The sequence below is a fragment of the Paraburkholderia domus genome (genome assembly GCF_905220705.1).
Classification (GTDB): domain Bacteria; phylum Pseudomonadota; class Gammaproteobacteria; order Burkholderiales; family Burkholderiaceae; genus Paraburkholderia; species Paraburkholderia domus.
The window spans coordinates 24,343-38,524 of the sequence record NZ_CAJNAT010000049.1 but is presented as its reverse complement, the minus strand read 5'-3'; the positions used below and the strand labels follow the sequence as shown (position 1 = coordinate 38,524).

Here is a 14,182-nt window from a genome sequence, read left to right as displayed (position 1 = left end):
CACCACCACCACCACCACCACCACCACCACCACCACCACCACCACCCCCACCACCACCACCACCACCACCACCACCACCACCACCACCACCGCCACCACCGCCACCGCCACCGCCACCGCCACCACCACCACCGCTAGTGCCAGCGACTGTGCCACTGCAGGTGCAAGTGCAAGTGCAAGTGCAAGTGCAAGACAGCGACAATTTATTGGACGTGGGGGTTCATCTCTGAGTGCAGAAGTGGGTTCTGTCGGGACGAAGCTGACAATCAGGACTACGACAAAACGGAGCCATTGGTTTGCACGATGAACCTTTCCGGCGAGCACGAAGTGCGAGGCGGGAAGTATGACTGCCTTGTCACCATGGCTGAATGTGCGAGGGCACCGATTCCAGATGCACCACTACCGTGACTGCGCGGGGGACCCGCTTATGAGCTAGCGGTTTGAGCCGCTTTCTTTTGCCTACTTTTCTTTGCGGCATGCAAAGAAAAGTAGGTGCCTGCCCCGCACAGGGGCGACGCTAATAGACCGATAAGAAATCAAGGAAAGGCCAACACCGCAAGCGCACAGAAAACAAGCGCCGCGCAGGCAAAAAAACTAAACCATTACCCCCCGCCCTCTGGCAAGAGTAATAGCCGTATCCTCAATCATATCCTCCTGCCCGCCGACAAGCCGCTGTCGCCCCATCTCAACGAGAATATCCCGCGCCGGAACCCGATACTTCGCTTCAGCCCGCTTGGCAAACAGCAAAAACGACGAATAAACCCCCGCATACCCGAGCGTCAACGCATCGCGATCAATCCGGATCGGCGCATCCATAATCGGCAAAACAAGATCCTCGGCAACGTCCGAAATTTTAAAAACGTCGACGCCAGTCTGAATCCCCATCCGTTCGCACACAGCGACAAAAACTTCCATCGGCGTATTGCCGGCACCGGCCCCAAGACCAGCCGCAGCGGCATCGATGCGATTGGCCCCCGCGGCGATAGCCGCAATCGAATTGGCCACCCCCATCGCCAGATTGTGATGACCGTGAAATCCAAGTTCCGTCTCCGGCTTCAGCGCCGCACGCACAAGACCGATCCGCGCAGTCACGTCATCGGGCAGCATGTAACCGGCCGAATCCGTAATGTAGATACAGTTAGCCCCGTACGATTCCATCAGCTTCGCTTGGCTTGCGAGCTGCTCGGGCGGCGACATATGCGCCATCATCAGAAAGCCGACCGTATCCATCTCCAGCTTGCGGGCAAGGCCAATGTGCTGCTCGGACACATCGGCTTCCGTACAATGCGTCGCGATACGAATCGTATGCACGCCAAGCCCGTGTGCAAGCCGCAAGTGATCGACGGTGCCGATGCCCGGCAGCAATAGCGCCGATACCTTGGCCTGTTTCACTTCCGCAATGACGGCGCTCAGATACGCCTCGTCCGTATGCGCCGGAAAACCATAGTTGACCGACGCGCCGCCCAGGCCGTCGCCGTGGGTCACTTCGATCAACGGGACGCCGGCAGCGTCGAGCCCGCGCGCAATCGAGCACATCTGCTCGAGTGAAATCTGGTGGCGCTTGGGGTGCATGCCGTCACGCAACGTCATGTCGTGCACGGTAATGCGGGTTCCTGCTAAAGACATAATCGGCTCCTCACGCGGTGGCAGGCGATGCGGCAAGCATCTGTTGGGCAAACAGTTCGGCGGTGCGCGCGGCGGCCGCGGTCATGATGTCGAGATTGCCGGCGTATTTCGGCAAGTAGTCGCCGAGACCTTCAACTTCCATGAAGACGGACACACGGCGGCCATCGAACACCGGGCCGTTTTTCAAGGTGTACCCAGGCACGTATTGGCGGACTTCCTCGATCATGGCGTGCACGGAGGCCGTTATCGCCTCGACGTCCGGATCGGTTTCCGTCAGGCAATGGATCGTGTCGCGCATGATCAGCGGCGGTTCGGCCGGATTGATCACGATGATCGCCTTGCCCACTGCCGCGCCGCCGACCTGTTCGATTGCCTGCGCGGTGGTGCGCGTGAATTCGTCGATGTTCTTGCGCGTGCCGGGGCCGACCGAGCGCGACGACACGGTCGCGACGATCTCGCCATACACCACACGCTGCACGCGCGACACCGCGTACACCATCGGAATGGTGGCCTGGCCGCCGCAGGTGACCATGTTGACGTTCATCGCCTGCTGATCGATCTGCGCGGCAAGGTTGACGGGCGGTACGCAGAACGGGCCGATCGCGGCGGGCGTCAAGTCGATCACGCGCACGCCGCGCGCGGTCAGCTTGTCGGAATGCTCGCGGTGCACGTATGCGGAAGTCGCGTCGAAGGCGATGCGGATATCGTCGGCGGCCAGATGGGGCAGCAGACCGTCGATACCGTCAGCGGTCGTCTTCAGTCCCATTTCACGGGCGCGCGCGAGGCCGTCCGAGTCCGGGTCGACGCCGACCATCCATACAGGTTCGAGCACCGCGCTGCGGCGCAGTTTGTACAGCAGATCGGTGCCGATATTGCCGGGCCCGATCAACGCGCATTTGATCTTGCTCATCAGTGTCTCCGAGAAACCTCGGCCTTCAGGCCGGGGAGGTAAGTAGGTGGTTTTGACGTTGCTTCCGTGTTCCGCTTGACAGTCTCAAACATATCAGTGGTATGGTCTGATGAGTGGAAATTAAGCGTGCATACCGATTTCGGTTCTACCCAACGCCCGGGCAGGAAGTAATTCTTGCGCGGACGTTCGGATGCGCGCGCTTCGCCTATAACTACATGCTCCGGCAACGCACAGAGGCGTGGCATGAGCGGGGGGAACGCATGGGTTATCACGAGACTTCCGCTGCGTTGACGGCGCTCAAAAAGACCGAAGAGCACGCCTGGCTGAACGAAGTGAGTTCGGTTCCCATACAGCAGGCGCTTCGGCATCTACAAACTGCGTTCGCCAACTTTTTCGCCAGGCGGGCGAAGTACCCAAATTTCAGGCGCAAGGATGCACCGCAGTCGGCCGAATACACCACAAGTGCTTTCAGGTGGGACGGTGCGGCGCTCAAGCTGGCGAAGATGGATGAGCCGCTCGCGATCCGCTGGTCACGCGCGATCCCCAAAGGCGCGAAGGTCACGACGGTCACCGTGTCGAAGGACGCGGCGGGCCGATACCACGTCTCAATGCTCTGCGACGACGTGGTGAGCGTGCGCCCGGTCGCCGCTGGAAAGATCGGCATCGACCTGGGGCTTACCCATTTCGCCATACTTTCGAACGGCGAGAAGATTGCCGCGCCAAATGTGTTCCGCAAGAACGAGACGAAGCTCGCAAAGTTGTCGCGGCGTCTCGCAAAGAAGCAAAAGGGCTCTGCCAATCGCAGGAAGGCAAGGCTCAAAGTCGCACGCATGCATGCCAGGACGGCAGACTCCCGTAGGGACTTCCTGCACAAACTTTCGACCCGGTTGATACGCGAAAACCAAGTGATTGCCATCGAAAGCCTGTCCGTCAGGAACATGCAGAAGAACCGTTGCCTGTCGAAGTCGGTCAGCGATGCAGGCTGGTCCGAGTTCAGGCGGCAACTGGAGTACAAAGCGCAGTGGTATGGGCGCACGCTGATCGGCATCGACCGCTGGTATCCATCCAGCAAGCAATGCAGTGACTGCGGCCATACCGTCGCCAAAATGTCGTTGAAGGTCCGTGAATGGACATGCCCGGAATGCGGGTCGATCCACGATCGCGACGTCAACGCTGCGCGTAATGTTCTGTCCGCCGGACTGGCGGTGTCAGCCCATGGAGAAGGCGTAAGTCCCATGTCTCTTGGAGATGATGTTGGGTTGCATTCCTTGAAGTGGGAATCCCCTTCCTTCAGGTAGGGGAGAATGTCAATCAATGCATCCTCAAGGAAAAGACGGTCAAACGGTCAGATGAAGCGCACGGAACAACTGCCGATGCCTTCAATCTGCATGTGCAACTGGTCGCCGCGTACAACCGGAATCAAGGCCGCCAGCGAACCCGACAGCACGACTTCTCCGGCGAGCATCGGCACGCCGAGTTCGCCCAGCGTGTTCGCGAGCCATGCGACTGCATCGGCCGGATGGCCCAGCGCGGCAGCGCCGACACCTTCAGCCGCACGCGAGCCGTTCTTATCGAGCGTCATGCGGCAAGCGGCGAGATCGAGCGCGTGGGGTGCGACGCGTTCATCGCCTAGCACATAGACGCCGCATGATGCGTTGTCGGCCACCGTGTCGCCGATACGGATCGCCCAGTCGCGGATGCGCGAATCGACGATCTCAAAGCACGCGCCCACCGCTTCGGTGGCGGCAAGTACCGCCTCTCGCGTGACGCCCGGGCCGCGCAAATCGTCTTTCAGATAGAACACAATTTCGCCTTCCGCGCGCGGCGCGATCAGCTTCTCAATCGGGATGTCTTCGCCGGCGACGTAGTGCATGCCGGAAAGCAGCACGCCGAAATCGGGCTGGCGCACGTCGAGCATGTCCTGCACGGCCTGGCTCGTCACGCCGATCTTCTTGCCGACGATGGTTTCACCCGCGTCGATGCGGCGCGCGACGAAGTGCTGCTGCACGCGGTAAGCGTCGGCGAGCGACAAACCGCCGGCGCGCGCCGAGAACGGTGCAATCGGCGCGCGCTCGCGCCATGCGTGGTAAAGCTCGTCGCCGAGTGTGGTGTGAAGTGTCGAAGTCATGGCGACCGCAAATAGAAAGGGAAAAGCGCCGGGGCGGAAGTGAACCCATCCCCGGCCGTGGTTTCAATAGAGGTGCTACGAAATCAGTTGCCCGCGCCGCGAATCGCGTCCGGCGAGAAGTACGCTTCGGTCAGTTGCGAGCCGCGTGTGAGCACCGGCATCGGTTCCTGATTCGCCAGACGGTCCGCGTAATAGGCGCCCGAGATCAGGTCGTGATAGAACACGGCGGTCGAGTAGAACGATTTGGCGTCGTACGCGTAGAGCGTCGGGGCGAGGTTGGTGCGCCACAGCGTGCCGCGGGCGTCGTAGTTGTCGGCGGCGACTGCGTTCCAGGTGTCCTCGTCGAGATACAGCACCCGCTTCGCGTATTGATGGCGATAACCGGACTTGAGCGTAGCTTGCAGCACCCACACCCGGTGCAGTTCGAAACGCATGTACTGCGTGTTCTCATGGCCTTTGGTCAGGATATCGGTGTATTTGATCGACGGGTCCATCAGCTTGTAGTTGTCGTACGGCACATACACTTCGCGCTTGCCGAGGATCTTCCAGTCGTAACGTTCGCCCGAGCCGTTGAAGAGGCGGTCGTCGTCGACGGTGCGAAAGCCGCCCGGGCCTTCGGGTTGATCGAAGCCGAACTCAGGCGCCTGGCGCACGCGCCGCGTGCCCGGGTTATAGGACCACGTGCGGCGAGTGTCGGAGCCTTCCTGGTCCCACATCTCAAAGCCGGTGATGATCGTGCCGCGATCGGACAAGGGCAGCATGGTGGTCTGGCGGAAGAAGCTCTTCGCGTTCAGTGCGTTCTTCGGATCGAAGTGGTCGGCGCTGCGCGGCCCGTAAATCGCGTACTGCACCTTACCCCATGCGATATTGCCATCGGGGTAGACCACGGCCTGGTCATAGGTTGCGGTTTCGCCCTCGATCGCCGATGCGAAGCGCAGATTCCACATCGCCTCGACACCGTTCTTCGGCACCGGGAACGGCGTGACCGGCGGGAAATCCTTCAGGCCGTTCTGGTCTTTCGTCATCGTGGTGGTCGGCGCGTACAGACGGATGTCCTTGTACACGGCGTCGCCATAGCTGAAATCGCGGTGGCTCGGATAGACCGGAATCTTGAAGGTATCCGGATACTTCTTGAGCAGCGCTTTCTCGCCGTCGGTAAGACGCGCTTCGTACTGCTGCATGTTCTGCGCGGTGATCACGAAGAGCGGCTTCTCGCTCGCGTACGGATCGGGGAAGCGTTGGCCCGGCTTGTAGTCGACACCCGGCGGCGTGCCGAACCATTTGCCGCTCCATGCGGGGATCGTGCCGTCGGCGTTGCCCGCGCGCTCTGCGCCCATCGGTGTGAGCGGACCTTCGAGCTTGGCGATATCTTCCGGGCTGGTTTTGGCGAACGATGGGGCGCCTAATGCGGCGGCGAAGGCGGCGCCTGCCGCGAACACGCAGACGCGCACTACGGGATTAAAAATTCGACTCATGACCAAATCCTCTTGCAGTAATAAGACGGCTGATTCAAAGGGTGATGCATGTTGTGACGCGCCGGAGACTCGCCGCAGCGGTTCGTTCCGGCGCGCAACATCAGAACGAGTAGGTCGCTGTCGCGAGCACATAATCGCGATCGGCGAGCGGCCGGTTAACCGGATTCGGGTTGCCGAGGAACTTCGCGTAGACGAGCCCGAGTTTCAGGTTGCTCAGGCGTGTGAAGTTCACGCCGACCGTCACGCGGTGGTCGCCCACACCGGTCAATGAACCCAGTGCACCGCTTAGCGCGGATTGGCCGGTGAAGTCGTCGGCATAGGTGATCGGCACGTCGACGTCCCAGCCGGTGAAGACGTTCTTGTAGCTGAGCGTCCATGCCACCTCGAAAGCGGCGGAATTGCGCGTGTTGGTGAGCGTCGTCGAACCCATGATCGGCGTGATGTTGCCGGCGTGCACATACGAGACTTCACCCACCAGCGTTTGCGATGCGGCAAGGAAGGTCGGTCCGATCGAGTAGATCGCCGAGAGATTCGATTGCCAAACGTCGCCACGTGTCGATTGCGGACCCACCGGTGTGTTCACGAGCACCGCGGCGCCTTGCCGGTAAGACGTTTCACCGGCGACGTTCACGCCGTTCAGATCGGTCGAGAAGCTCAGGCCGGTGAGTTTGATGTGGTCGAAGTACTTCTGCTGATACTGCAGTGTGGGGAAGTAGGTCGTCACGACACTCGGGTTCATGTCGTTGTAGTGCAGGTAGTACGCACCGATTTCGGTGTCGCCGAAGACGCGCCAGCGTGCGCCCACGCCCCACTGGTCGTCGCCATTCGGCCGGATGTCGTTGCCGCGCGGGATCTGGACGCCACCCGGCCCGATGATGTATTGCGAGCCGGGGCCGACGAGGTCTGAGTAGCTCCAGTAGGCACCAGCAGGTACGAGTCGGTTAGGCGTGAACGCGAACTGGTAGTAGCCGAGCAGGCTGAAGTTAGGCGCGATTTGCCACTGCGTCGAGATCTGTGGCACGGGCAGCAGGATGTCCTTGACCTCCGCTCCGGCCACATAGCTGGCGGTCGCATTGGCTGGCCCCTGGGCGCCCGCGATGTTCGGAAAGAACACGCTTTCGCCCCAGGCGACCACCTGCTCGCCCACCTTGATGTTCAAACTCGTGCCGCCCATGTGGATCGTGTCGTACGCGTAGGCTGCGAGCAACTGCGGGTATCCGCCGGCAAAGTAGCTCGCGTCGCTGGTGAACTGGTTGTACGCGCCGCTATGGTTGACGGTGAACGGCGCGTCGTTGCTGTTCGGGTGCTGGTATGCCTGATCGTAGAACACGTTGGCCCGCACGAAGACACCCCAGTCGTCGTGCTTGAGATTGACTTCGCCGAGCAGGCTCACCTGATTTTCGATCAGCTTGTTCTTCGCGAAGTTGCGGTCGCCGTCGTCGCCGTTGATGTTCTCGGGCGTCAGCAGATTGCCGCTCGGCGCACGCGTGCGCATCCCCAGGCCATAGCCGAGCGTGAAGGTGTAATCGAGCGTGGTGTCAGTGCCGAGATTGACCGTGTCGCCCGCATAAGCCGATGTGGCGAACGTCGTCATCGTCGCTGCCGACGCCGCTGCCAGCACGGCGAGTCTGCATGCCGCGCACACCGCACGCATCACTGGCGCGCGCTCTTGTGTTCCGTTGATCTGCATTCCGTCTCCTCTGTGGTCACTTCTGAAATTTGTTGTGATCAGAGGTTAGGGGGCACGTGCGGCGCGAGAATCGTCAAAACGGACTAGTCGCTTGCCCCAGGGATGCGAGGTGTGCGCGTGTGAATGCGTCTATGGCGTGGTGGCGAACGCCTTGTGCAGGTCGGTGGCGGCGAGAAAGGCGGGCACTTCGCCACCGCCTTCGAGAATCAGGTTGCTGCCCGATGCATAGGCGGCGTGCGGCGAGGCGAGGAACAGGCACGCGGACGCAATATCGCCGGGTTTGGCAAGGCGGCCTGCGGGAATCGTCGCGGTGATGTTGTCGAGCGCGGCCTCGCCGTCGGCCGGAGACGACCCCGTGTGGCCGCTGGTGGCGGCTTCGGTTTCGACGAGACTCGGGCTTACCGCGCACACGCGCACTTTGGGGGCCCATTCCACTGCGAGCGAGCGCACTGCATTCAGCAGGCCGGCTTTTGCCGCGCCATAGGCCGCGGTCCCCGGCGACGCCCGCAAGCCGCTCACGCTGCCGATGAAAAGCAGGACGCCGCCGTCCGGTTGCTGTTGCATCAGGGTATTTGCGCGCTGTGCGATCTGCAGCGGCGCCAGCAGGTTCAGGCGGATGACGGCTTCGGTGAAGCGCGGCGAGGCCTGCGCGGCGAGCGCGAACGGCGCGCCACCCGCGTTGCTGACGAGCACGTCGAGCCGACCGGTTTCGCGTTCGATCTGCGCGAGCAGGGCATCGATCGCGTCGATGTCGCGCACGTCCGCGGCGATGAAGCGCGGGGCATTTTCAGGTAATGCCGTCTGTGAACCCGTTTGCGAGCCTGCCAGGGCGTCCGCTGCCACACTCGCAGGCGGCGTGCGCCCGCACACATACACCGTTGCCCCCGCGTCCATGAAAGCCTGCGCGATGGCCGCGCCGATCCCTTTGGTGCCGCCCGTTACCAGCACCACCTTGCCGCTGAAATCAAACCCTGTCATTGCCGCTTTCTCCTTCTGTTCATGTGGGCCCGATGGTAGGAGAAATGCGGCGCTGCCTCGTAGTCTGAAAAGACGATGCCCCGCTGTGGATTCGACGGGATGATGCTTTCGCTGGCGACCCTCAGACCAAAGGAGACAAGCGCGCATGAACGTAACGCCCACCGAGTCGCAACAAACCGACGCACGCGGCAACGCGCACGCTAAATCCGGCAGTGCGTCGCACACCCTACAGGCCCCCGAGGGGATTTTTACGAAGATCCCCGGCGGCCTGACGCTGCACCACTTCGAAGCCGGCAGCGGCGCGCCCGTTGTGTTCATCCACGGCAGCGGCCCGGGTGCGAGCGGCTTCAGCAACTTCAAGCACAACTACCCGCAGTTTGCCGCGGCGGGTCATCGGGCGATCGTGGTCGATCTGCCCGGCTATGGCGCGTCGTCGAAGCCCGCGGACGTCGACTACACGCTCGACTTCTTCGTCAGCGCATTGCGCGCGCAGCTCACCGCCAACGGCATCGGCCGGGCGACCTTGCTCGGCAATTCGCTCGGCGGCGCGATCGCGTTGCAATACGCGCTCGACTATCCCGACGACGTCGAGAGCCTGATCATGATGGCGCCAGGCGGTGTCGAGGAGCGCGAGACCTACTTCAAAATGGAGGGCATCCAGAAGATGGTGTCGCTCTTCACGAACCGCCAGATGAACCGCCTGACGATGCGGCAACTGCTCGAACTGCTGGTGTTCGATCGCAGCCTCGTCACCGATGCGCTGGTCGATGAGCGTCTGAGCGTATGCGAGCAGCAGCCGCCGGAAGTGCTGTCGACGATGCGTGTGCCCAACCTGACTCACCGGCTCGGCGAGCTCAAATGCCCGGTGCTGGGCTTCTGGGGCACGGACGATCGCTTCAATCCGGTCAGCGGCGCCATGCGTTTTCTCGAACAATGCGCCGACGCGCGCTTTGTCCTGATGAATCGCTGCGGCCACTGGGTGATGGTCGAGCATCGGCGGTATTTCAATCGCGAATGTCTGGAATTTCTCGCGGAACAGCGCGCCGCTTGAGGCATGCTTCGGATGCGGCGCCGCAGGCGTGACCGGCGTGTCCGGTGCGACTGACCCAAGGTGATGCGCCGCATAAAACCCAACTACAACATCACGGAGACGGTATGACATTTCCCCATCAACTGTTCGACATGAGCGGCAAAGTGACCGCCATCACGGGCGGCGCCCGCGGCATCGGCGCTCAGACGGCACGCACGCTGGCGGCAGCCGGTTCGGCGATCGCGGTGCTCGATGTGCTGACGGAACCGGGCGAGCAACTGGTCGCCGAGATCAACGAGTCGGGCGGCCGCGCGGCGTTCTGGAAGATGGACGTCACGCAGGAAGACAACGTGCAACGCGTGTTCGGCGAAATCGCCACGCGTTTTGGACGGCTCGACGCGCTGGTGAACAACGCCGGTATCGAAGGCGCGAATCTGCCCACGCACGAAATGACGCTGCAGCAATGGCAGAAAGTCATCGACGTCAACGTGACGGGCGTGTTCCTTTGCACCAAGTACGCGATTCCGCACATGCTGAGCGCAGGCGGCGGCTCGATCGTGAACCTGTCGTCGATGTATGGGCTGGTCGGCGGACCGGACGTGCCGGCGTATCACGCATCGAAGGGCGCGGTGCGTCTGATGGCGAAGACCGAGGCGATGCTGTACGCCACGCAGAATATCCGTGCGAATTCCGTGCATCCCGGCTTTATCCGCACGCCGCTGCTGGAAGAGGCGTTCGCCAAGCTCGGTGATCCGGAGCAGATTTTTGCGCATATGAAAACGCTGGTGCCGCTCGCGAAAATCGGCGATCCGCAGGATATCGCGGCAGGCATTCTGTATCTGGTGTCGCCGGCCGGCCGCTATGTGACCGGCACGGAGTTGGTGATCGACGGTGGCTATACCGCACGCTAGGAGAGCAGATGAACAGCAGCGAAAACATGAAGGGCCGCCTCGTCGACTATATCGAGGCGTTCAATGCGGCCGACGCTGCACGCGTCGTCGCGCTGTTCGCCGATAACGCGAGCGTCGAAGATCCGGTCGGCACGCCCCTGAAAGAGGGCAAGAGCGAGATCGAAACGTTCTATACGTACGCGACATCGGTTGGTGCCCGGCTTGAACTGATGGCACCGCCGCGCGGCTCGCACGGCAATAGCGCGTCGATCAGCTTCCGCGTGCATATGGCAGGGCAGGACGGCCGGCCCGCGCATATCGACGTGACCGACGTGATGGACTTCGACGCCGCCGGCAAGATTCTGCGCATGCGCGCGTACTGGGGTCCAGACGACTATCACGTGCTCCCAGACGCGAATTGAACCGGGACGGCCGCACGATGGCGCTCTACGAATTCAACGGCAAGCGGCCGCGCGTCGATCCGTCAGCTTACGTTCATCCGAGTGCCGTGCTGATCGGCGACGTGACAGTGGGCGCCTGCTGTTACATCGGACCGCATGCGAGCTTGCGTGGGGATTTCGGCGCGGTGGTGGTGGAGCGCGGCAGCAATGTGCAGGACAGTTGCGTGCTGCACACCGGCGTGGCGAATACTTGCCGGCTTGGGGTCGACAGTCACGTCGGGCATAGCGCGATCATTCACGGCGCGACACTTGAGTCGAATACGATGGTCGGCATGCATGCCGTCGTGATGGACGGCGTCGTGCTCGGCGCGGCGAGCATCGTGGCCGCTTGCGCGTTCGTCAAGAAGGACTGGCGGGTGCCCGCGGGCGTGCTGGTGGCCGGGGTGCCAGGGCGCGTTGTGCGCACCCTGAGCGAAGACGAGATCGTGGCGAAATCGTCCGGAACCCGGCTTTACCAGCAACTCGCGGCGGATTGCCTGCGCACCATGCGCAGCGTCTGAGTTCTCCTACGTCACGTACCCCTGCGCCACGTTGATCAGCTGCACGCGATTGCGCACGTTGAACAACTGCCGCAAGCGCCGCAGGTGATAGTCGACGTTATGCGGCGACAGCCCGAGGAAGTAGGCAATTTCCTTGTCGCGCTGCCCCTGCACGACCGCTTTCAGCACCGCGTGCTGCAAATCGCTCAGCGTGACGCGCTGCTGCTGCGCGGGCGCGATCCCGATCACGCTCTTCGCGTGCGTCCAGATGAATTCGTGGATCGTGTGCGCGAACATCAACGTTTCGGCCACGATCGATTCCGTCATCCAGCGCGGGTTGCCGATCTCCGAGTTGAAGCACAGGCTCGCGCTCAGTTCCGGCTCGGGCAGCGGCATCTGCGTCAGAATCCCACTTTTGCGGCCGGTAGCCTCCAGCATGTCGATCAGGCCGCCGAGCCGCTCGCTGCGCATTTGCGCACGCGGCAGGTCGGCGCGCATGTCAGCAGTGTTCCAGAGGAACGGCATGCCAGTCGGCGACGCCAGCGCGACGCGCGGATCGAGCTCGAAATAACGCTCGCGGAAATACCGCGTGAGCCATGTCTGCGACTCGTAGCTGGTCAGCACGAACATCGACTTGTGATGCGCGGTGGTGCGCGTGGCCGAATAGCTGAACGAGTCGAAGCCGAGTTGTTTGATGCGCCGCCGCACGAATTCGATGCGGTCCTGCGCGCTGCCAAATCGCACCAGCGGACTGATTATCGGCGCCGCCCGCCGCGCGGCGGGCGAGGGCGTGCCGATCTCCTCTTCGGTGAAGAGCGTGAGGAAACCTGCGGGCGCCATGCCTGATGCGGTGCGGATGGATGCCCTGGATGCTTCAGCCGCGTGGGCTGATTTCTCGGGTTGCCGCATGCCGGCCGGGTAAGCCGGTTGTGCGATAACCACTGAGTTGTAAGCCGCCGACACGTGGCTGGCTTCGCCTTGGGGCGAGCCGGTCAGCCAATGCGGCAGCGTATCGCATTCGTGTTCCATGAAACGGTAGCTCCAGCGTTCGAAACGCGTGATGGACGACAACCTGGATGATTAACTATTTCCAAATATTACGGTAGCCGGTTCCTTGCTATCATTTTTGAGATCTTGCGCTGACCTCTGACCGGCGACGCGGGTGTGGCAGGGTTTGCTCATGTGCATACGGGACCTCCCAGGAAGAGACGTGATGGCAAGAATTCCAAAACTGACAACGACGCTCGCCTACGACCGCTATATGGCGGGCCAGAAACTGGTGTCGAGCGTGGATCGCCCGTGGCGGCACCTGGTACTGCGCTCATACCTCGAGCCGGCCGAGGTGGAGTTGCTGGAGGCGCCCGGTCTTCAGGACGTCACGCTGATGACGCTCGGCAGCGGCGCTGAACACCTCGAGCGCAACTTGAACGGACGCTGGGAGAGTGCCGACCTGCGCGTGGGCGACGTCTGGTTCGTGCCGCCCGTGCCGATCTCGTGGCGCTGGCGTTCGCTCAGCGATGAGCCGCTGTCGACTGTCCATTTGCACCTGGAGCGCAGCCTGATCGACAGCGTCGCCGACCAGATGGAGCTGGACGGTTCACGCGAACTGTCGCTCGGCGACGCGATGCAGTTTCACGATCCGCTGATCGCCGCGATGCTCGGCTCATTGCATCGCGCCGCCGGCGATCCAGCCGATTCGCGGCTGTATGTCGACGCGCTGGCTCACGCGCTCGCTGCCCACCTGTTACAACACTACTCGCGCGGCCGTCACGCCAAGGCCGGCTTGCCGCCGCAGCCCGAGCGCCTGGTGCCGCGCCGAATCCGCCGTGTAACCGATTACATCCGCGCCAATCTTGCCGCCGATCTGTCCATCAGCGAACTGGCCGCGCATGCCGGGTTAAGCAGCTTTCATTTTGCTCGAGTGTTCCGCCGCGAGACCGGGGAGACGCCACATCAGTTTGTCTCGCGCTTGCGACTCGAAGAAGCCGCGAGGCTGCTGCGCGCCACCGATCAGCCGGTGTTGCAAATCGCGCTTGCGGTTGGTTTCGAGAATGCCAGTCATTTCTCCGTGCAGTTCAAGCGTGACTACGGCGTGACGCCGCTTGCCTACCGGCTGCGCGGCTGAGGGCCCGGTTGCGCGGCTGGATCGAGTGAGCGGTTCGTCAGCATGCGGTGCCCGAGCTGCATGCCGGCGGTTGGCGGCACGCGGGCGTTTGCCGGCGTCGATGCTGCGTAGCGCGGGAATGCCCGGTGACCGCGTGATACCGGGTATCGAGGCCGGCCGCGGTGAATCGTCGAGCATTGGGTTTAATGAATCGCCGGAACGGGAATCACGCACTTTTCGCAGTTTGCTGTGCATTGCGCGGCTTGCAAACTACGAACTTTCGTGGCGCGCTGGAGGGCGGACCTGGCACGGCCTGGCCTTGATGCTGTTCCGGCCGGTCTTGTAGCCGTCGTGTTCAATATGTGGTGAAGTATGGAGCCACGGGTAACCATTGCGGCTGCTGGGTTGTGG

At 62.3% G+C, this 14,182-nt stretch carries 13 protein-coding genes; 6 read left to right on the top strand and 7 right to left on the bottom strand.

Annotated features, from left to right (window positions below; translation table 11 throughout):
* Window positions 1-594 precede the first annotated feature (594 nt).
* Complete coding sequence (gene dmpG, locus KHO31_RS37385) at window positions 595-1,626, bottom strand: 4-hydroxy-2-oxovalerate aldolase (RefSeq protein WP_201073910.1); 1,032 nt, start codon at window positions 1,624-1,626, stop codon at window positions 595-597.
* Window positions 1,627-1,636: 10 nt separating this feature from the next.
* Entirely contained in the window at window positions 1,637-2,536 is a 900-nt protein-coding gene (locus tag KHO31_RS37380) for an acetaldehyde dehydrogenase (acetylating) (protein ID WP_201073459.1), read from the bottom strand.
* Window positions 2,537-2,649: 113 nt separating this feature from the next.
* Between KHO31_RS37380 and KHO31_RS37375 the strand changes: the two genes are divergently transcribed.
* The gene (locus KHO31_RS37375) at window positions 2,650-3,834 is read left to right on the top strand and encodes an RNA-guided endonuclease InsQ/TnpB family protein (RefSeq protein ID WP_201073457.1); all 1,185 of its coding nucleotides are present in this window, start codon (window positions 2,650-2,652) and stop codon (window positions 3,832-3,834) included.
* Between the two features lie 47 nt (window positions 3,835-3,881).
* Here the strand turns inward: KHO31_RS37375 and dmpE are convergent, their stop codons facing one another.
* From dmpE to KHO31_RS37355, 4 genes are all read right to left on the bottom strand, one after another.
* Entirely contained in the window at window positions 3,882-4,664 is a 783-nt protein-coding gene (gene dmpE, locus KHO31_RS37370) for a 2-oxopent-4-enoate hydratase (protein ID WP_211625834.1), read from the bottom strand.
* A gap of 83 nt (window positions 4,665-4,747) precedes the next feature.
* Window positions 4,748-6,139 carry a DUF1329 domain-containing protein gene (locus KHO31_RS37365; RefSeq protein WP_201073453.1) on the bottom strand — a complete coding sequence of 464 codons (1,392 nt, stop codon included), beginning with the start codon at window positions 6,137-6,139 and terminating at the stop codon, window positions 4,748-4,750.
* A 100-nt stretch (window positions 6,140-6,239) separates the two neighbouring features.
* Window positions 6,240-7,829, bottom strand: a complete 1,590-nt coding sequence (locus KHO31_RS37360; RefSeq protein WP_201073452.1) for a DUF1302 domain-containing protein — start codon at window positions 7,827-7,829, stop codon at window positions 6,240-6,242.
* A gap of 129 nt (window positions 7,830-7,958) precedes the next feature.
* On the bottom strand, window positions 7,959-8,807 hold the full coding sequence (locus tag KHO31_RS37355; RefSeq protein ID WP_201073449.1) for an SDR family oxidoreductase: 849 nt from the start codon (window positions 8,805-8,807) through the stop codon (window positions 7,959-7,961).
* 145 nt (window positions 8,808-8,952) lie between these two features.
* On the opposite strand from KHO31_RS37355, the gene KHO31_RS37350 reads away from it, so the two are divergent.
* From KHO31_RS37350 to KHO31_RS37335, 4 genes are all read left to right on the top strand, one after another.
* Complete coding sequence (locus tag KHO31_RS37350) at window positions 8,953-9,858, top strand: alpha/beta fold hydrolase (protein WP_211625831.1); 906 nt, start codon at window positions 8,953-8,955, stop codon at window positions 9,856-9,858.
* A gap of 104 nt (window positions 9,859-9,962) precedes the next feature.
* Window positions 9,963-10,748 carry an SDR family NAD(P)-dependent oxidoreductase gene (locus KHO31_RS37345; RefSeq protein WP_201073445.1) on the top strand — a complete coding sequence of 262 codons (786 nt, stop codon included), beginning with the start codon at window positions 9,963-9,965 and terminating at the stop codon, window positions 10,746-10,748.
* Window positions 10,749-10,756: 8 nt separating this feature from the next.
* On the top strand, window positions 10,757-11,149 hold the full coding sequence (locus KHO31_RS37340; protein WP_201073443.1) for a nuclear transport factor 2 family protein: 393 nt from the start codon (window positions 10,757-10,759) through the stop codon (window positions 11,147-11,149).
* A 17-nt stretch (window positions 11,150-11,166) separates the two neighbouring features.
* The gene (locus KHO31_RS37335) at window positions 11,167-11,688 is read left to right on the top strand and encodes an acyltransferase (RefSeq protein ID WP_211625836.1); all 522 of its coding nucleotides are present in this window, start codon (window positions 11,167-11,169) and stop codon (window positions 11,686-11,688) included.
* Between the two features lie 6 nt (window positions 11,689-11,694).
* On the opposite strand, the gene KHO31_RS37330 is transcribed toward KHO31_RS37335, so the two are convergent.
* Complete coding sequence (locus KHO31_RS37330; protein WP_201073441.1) at window positions 11,695-12,696, bottom strand: helix-turn-helix transcriptional regulator; 1,002 nt, start codon at window positions 12,694-12,696, stop codon at window positions 11,695-11,697.
* Window positions 12,697-12,880: 184 nt separating this feature from the next.
* Here KHO31_RS37330 and KHO31_RS37325 point away from each other — a divergent pair, with 184 nt between their 5' ends.
* On the top strand, window positions 12,881-13,792 hold the full coding sequence (locus KHO31_RS37325) for a helix-turn-helix domain-containing protein (RefSeq protein WP_201073440.1): 912 nt from the start codon (window positions 12,881-12,883) through the stop codon (window positions 13,790-13,792).
* Window positions 13,793-14,182 lie beyond the last annotated feature (390 nt).

Excerpts from the sequence above, each read along its gene's own strand:
- dmpG (WP_201073910.1), bottom strand. The coding sequence starts at position 1,626 with ATGTCTTTAGCAGGAACCCGCATTACCGTGCACGACATGACGTTGCGT.
- KHO31_RS37380 (WP_201073459.1), bottom strand. The coding sequence starts at position 2,536 with ATGAGCAAGATCAAATGCGCGTTGATCGGGCCCGGCAATATCGGCACC.
- dmpE (WP_211625834.1), bottom strand. The coding sequence starts at position 4,664 with ATGACTTCGACACTTCACACCACACTCGGCGACGAGCTTTACCACGCA.
- KHO31_RS37365 (WP_201073453.1), bottom strand. The coding sequence starts at position 6,139 with ATGAGTCGAATTTTTAATCCCGTAGTGCGCGTCTGCGTGTTCGCGGCA.
- KHO31_RS37360 (WP_201073452.1), bottom strand. The coding sequence starts at position 7,829 with ATGCAGATCAACGGAACACAAGAGCGCGCGCCAGTGATGCGTGCGGTG.
- KHO31_RS37355 (WP_201073449.1), bottom strand. The coding sequence starts at position 8,807 with ATGACAGGGTTTGATTTCAGCGGCAAGGTGGTGCTGGTAACGGGCGGC.
- KHO31_RS37350 (WP_211625831.1), top strand. The coding sequence starts at position 8,953 with ATGAACGTAACGCCCACCGAGTCGCAACAAACCGACGCACGCGGCAAC.
- KHO31_RS37345 (WP_201073445.1), top strand. The coding sequence starts at position 9,963 with ATGACATTTCCCCATCAACTGTTCGACATGAGCGGCAAAGTGACCGCC.
- KHO31_RS37340 (WP_201073443.1), top strand. The coding sequence starts at position 10,757 with ATGAACAGCAGCGAAAACATGAAGGGCCGCCTCGTCGACTATATCGAG.
- KHO31_RS37335 (WP_211625836.1), top strand. The coding sequence starts at position 11,167 with ATGGCGCTCTACGAATTCAACGGCAAGCGGCCGCGCGTCGATCCGTCA.
- KHO31_RS37330 (WP_201073441.1), bottom strand. The coding sequence starts at position 12,696 with ATGGAACACGAATGCGATACGCTGCCGCATTGGCTGACCGGCTCGCCC.
- KHO31_RS37325 (WP_201073440.1), top strand. The coding sequence starts at position 12,881 with ATGGCAAGAATTCCAAAACTGACAACGACGCTCGCCTACGACCGCTAT.